The following is a 3,451-nucleotide window of genomic DNA, read 5'->3' as shown; positions in this document are numbered from 1 at the left end:
GTAATGTAAGTTCATTATTCCGCAATTATTTATAAAAATTATCATACAAATGATCTGTATATCAAAAGTGAATTGATGTGCAGATCATTTGTGTGAGCGAAGTCCCTTTAGCATTATGAAGGGACTTTTTTGTTATTACCAAAAGTAAACTTGTTAACTAAATATTTTTTTAGCAAAATAAATTGATTTTTTCTATCCCTGGTGAATTTCTTTAATACTTTTTCCTTCTAAAAACGCATGTCCCGTTTTAATTTTTTCTACTGTTTCAAATCCATACTTTTCATACACTTTTTCTACTTTTTCGTTAATTGGGATCACCCAAAGATTATCTAGTCCTCTATTCATTACTTCACTTTGAATAAAGTGAATAAGTTCACCTATTAACCCTTTACCTCTAAACTTTTCAATTGTAGCTACACTTTCCATTCGGGCTTGTTTTTCATGTTCAAAAATACAAGCGATGGAACATGCTACTCCATTGTATCTAAGTAGATAGTGAGTGAATGCTGGATGTTGGAATTCATCTTGAAAAGCTTTTTTTCTAACTTCGCCCCCTAACTCTTTTATACTACATTCAATATCTAAAGCTTCTTCAAAATTTAACTCAGATACTTTTTCAATAGTAACTTTTTCATTTTTATCTTTTTTAGTTAATTTCTTGTTCCATAATTGGACTGGACTTATTAATTCTTCAAATCCAAAATTCTTTATTTGTAATTCAGAAATCAATTTTTCTTGCATATCTAAGTTGTATATATAAAATCTAGGTACTATATTTTTAGTTTTATAGAAATGCACTACTTCATCTACTATCATTTGTGGATTTAAACTTACTACACTTACATGTGCATGATTTGCATCATAATAATATGGGTTGCTTTCATTACAAAATATAGACCCCCATGATTTCTCTATTCGGCTAGTAAAGGTTTCAAGATATGCAAAATCAAGCTCAAGAACATTTTTTAAACTAGTCATACGATATTCCCTCTTCTCTATTTATTTCTTCAATATCTTCTTTACTTTATTATACATTTAAATATTTTAATTTTCAGTTTTTTTAAAAAAATTAAAATATTTCCAAGAAAAAATGAATGTAAACTTTTACATATTAGTTTACTTTCATTTCCCTTGATTTTATTGACTTTATCGCAACTTACCCATTTTCCTCAAAAATGACTAGAAAAGTATACATTCAAATCACTGTAAATAAAGAGGTGTAAAATCCATAAACAAAAAAACACATCTCATTGATGTTCAATCCATCCCAAGATCACAAATTACCTTAAAATACATTGTCATTCATAAAGAAAAGAAAGATAATATACTTGATACTTTTTCCATCTAATACTATTAACTTTATAAAACAAAATATTATAAATGAAAAAATTAATGACAGGAGAACATGCATGGAGACAAAATTACAGCAGATTAAAATATCTTGGAAAGAATTTATTTTAGGAACATTGTTAGTCAACTTTATAGCAATAATAATTATAGGTATTCCATTAAAATTGACCAGTTCATTAGATTTCATTCAAAAAAAATTTAACAATGATAGTCTTATAATTGTACAAAATTTTATATTTGATATTTTTTATTTATTTATATTGATTCTGTTTATATTAAAATATACACCTTTTCAAAAAATAATTATATCTGTATTCAATATCAAACCTTTATATTCATATCAAACATATCTATATATTTTATTAGTATATATAATCGATACTTTTATCGATAAAATAACAAATTTATATTTTGATTCTGCTGAAATCCAAGATAAACATTTAGGAATAGGAAATTTAGATGAGCAATCACTCACTATTAATATAATTGCTATCCTATCAATTGCATTAATAGGACCAATTCAAGAAGAAATTATATATCGTGGGATTATAATTAAGTTTTTCGAAACAAAATATTCTTTTCTAGTTGGATTAATCCTATCTAGTTTACTATTTGGAATTGCTCATAACTATGATATTCCATTTATTATTACTGCAACAGTAACGGGAATCATGTATTCATTACTCTACAAAAAAACAAATTCCATTTTCCCTTGCATAATAGCTCATATTACTTACAATCTTTCTACATTTTTATAGATTATACTAAATATAAGGTTACTGGATTTTAAATATATATCAACAGTCGACATAACACCACTTATCGATATTCAATGTATCTAGAAAAAACCCCTTCAATTTACTTGCTGAAGGGGTTTCATATTTACATAATTTTCGTTATTGGAAGTCAATACATCAAATGCTATTTTTCTTTATATTCATTGTATATAACAGTAAGGTTTCGCTTGTACCCATCGACACCCGACCAGTTAGCATACGCTTTGGGAGTATTGGTTAATAAAAGTTGGTCTAAGGCTTCTCTCTTTTCTAGAGAAGAAGCTACTTTTATGTTCAGATGCTCCAAATACTGCAACATAATCTTAATTTGATCTTTTGTTACTAGATTACCATGACCAGGAACTATTTTTTGAATATCCATTTCGTCAACTTTAGATAAATTATCAATAAATTGCTGGGAACTAAAAATAGGAGGATGTAAATTTTCTAACACTAGGTCACCCATAAATGCAATGCTTTCCTGTGGTAAGTATAGAAAAGCATCACTTGGAGTATGTCCACCTCCATAACAATATAACTCAACTGTTCGGCAAGTTCCATGAATGACAAGCTTATCTTCAAAGGTCAGATTTGGAAGTACAATTCGTAATTCAGATAGTGATTCGTTTACTTTTGACATTTCCTTAAACTGATTGTCAAGACTTGCAAGTAAGACTGGATCACTTTCAGTTATCATTTTTTGTTCCAATTGATTCAGATATAGCTGCATGTCTATTTGTTCCTTATTTAAATCCTGAATAATGTTTTTCTGTGCATGTAAGTCCCTTGTGATGGAAGTTGAAATGATTATTACATCTTCAAAAATTTGATTACCAAAAGTGTGATCTCCATGATAATGGCTATTAAAAACATATTTGATTTCTTTTTGAGTAATTTCTTCTGCTACTTTTCGTAAATCCTTAGCGGCTTTAGGAGTTGTGAATGTGTCAAATATAAGGACTCCATTTCCTAAATCAATGAAACCTGCATTACCCATTGCTCCTTCACCTTTCTTAGCAATTGCAGCATATATACCTTCAGAAAGTTTTTCTATTGAAAAATAGGAAGATGCTTCTTTAATAATTTCCATAGTTAATCACCTCTAAATAATCTCATTCATACTTGTTTTCTTTAGTTTCCTCATTCCTCTTTGCTATTCCTTTTTATCTCACTTTATTATGTAATTTAATTAAAGAATGTAAAAAGTACATTGTATATTCTATACATGTGTGGTTGACATAACGTCTCATTATCGGTAGCAACTATTTTGATAGAATCCTTGTTTTTATAAGGTTTCTTGCTTTCATGTCTATTTATCTCTTATA

Annotated in this window: 3 protein-coding genes; 1 reads left to right on the top strand and 2 read right to left on the bottom strand. The window is 27.9% G+C overall.

Features of this window, described 5'->3' with window-relative positions; translation table 11 throughout:
- Window positions 1–192: 192 nt before the first annotated feature.
- Entirely contained in the window at window positions 193–978 is a 786-nt protein-coding gene (locus JDS80_RS30415) for a GNAT family N-acetyltransferase (protein ID WP_199640785.1), read from the bottom strand.
- A 431-nt stretch (window positions 979–1,409) separates the two neighbouring features.
- On the opposite strand from JDS80_RS30415, the gene JDS80_RS30410 reads away from it, so the two are divergent.
- Window positions 1,410–2,108: a CPBP family intramembrane glutamic endopeptidase gene (locus JDS80_RS30410; RefSeq protein WP_199640784.1), complete on the top strand. Its 699-nt coding sequence runs from the start codon at window positions 1,410–1,412 to the stop codon at window positions 2,106–2,108.
- Between the two features lie 163 nt (window positions 2,109–2,271).
- Here the strand turns inward: JDS80_RS30410 and JDS80_RS30405 are convergent, their stop codons facing one another.
- Entirely contained in the window at window positions 2,272–3,216 is a 945-nt protein-coding gene (locus tag JDS80_RS30405) for an MBL fold metallo-hydrolase (protein ID WP_199640783.1), read from the bottom strand.
- Window positions 3,217–3,451 lie beyond the last annotated feature (235 nt).

The organism is Bacillus cereus group sp. N8, from assembly GCF_016483685.1.
In the GTDB taxonomy this organism is placed as follows: domain Bacteria; phylum Bacillota; class Bacilli; order Bacillales; family Bacillaceae_G; genus Bacillus_A; species Bacillus_A proteolyticus.
This window is presented reverse-complemented; position numbering and strand designations above follow the sequence as displayed.

What these genes read in the sequence shown, in the direction of transcription:
- JDS80_RS30415 (WP_199640785.1), bottom strand. Translation starts at nt 978, where the DNA reads ATGACTAGTTTAAAAAATGTTCTTGAGCTTGATTTTGCATATCTTGAA.
- JDS80_RS30410 (WP_199640784.1), top strand. Translation starts at nt 1,410, where the DNA reads ATGGAGACAAAATTACAGCAGATTAAAATATCTTGGAAAGAATTTATT.
- JDS80_RS30405 (WP_199640783.1), bottom strand. Translation starts at nt 3,216, where the DNA reads ATGGAAATTATTAAAGAAGCATCTTCCTATTTTTCAATAGAAAAACTT.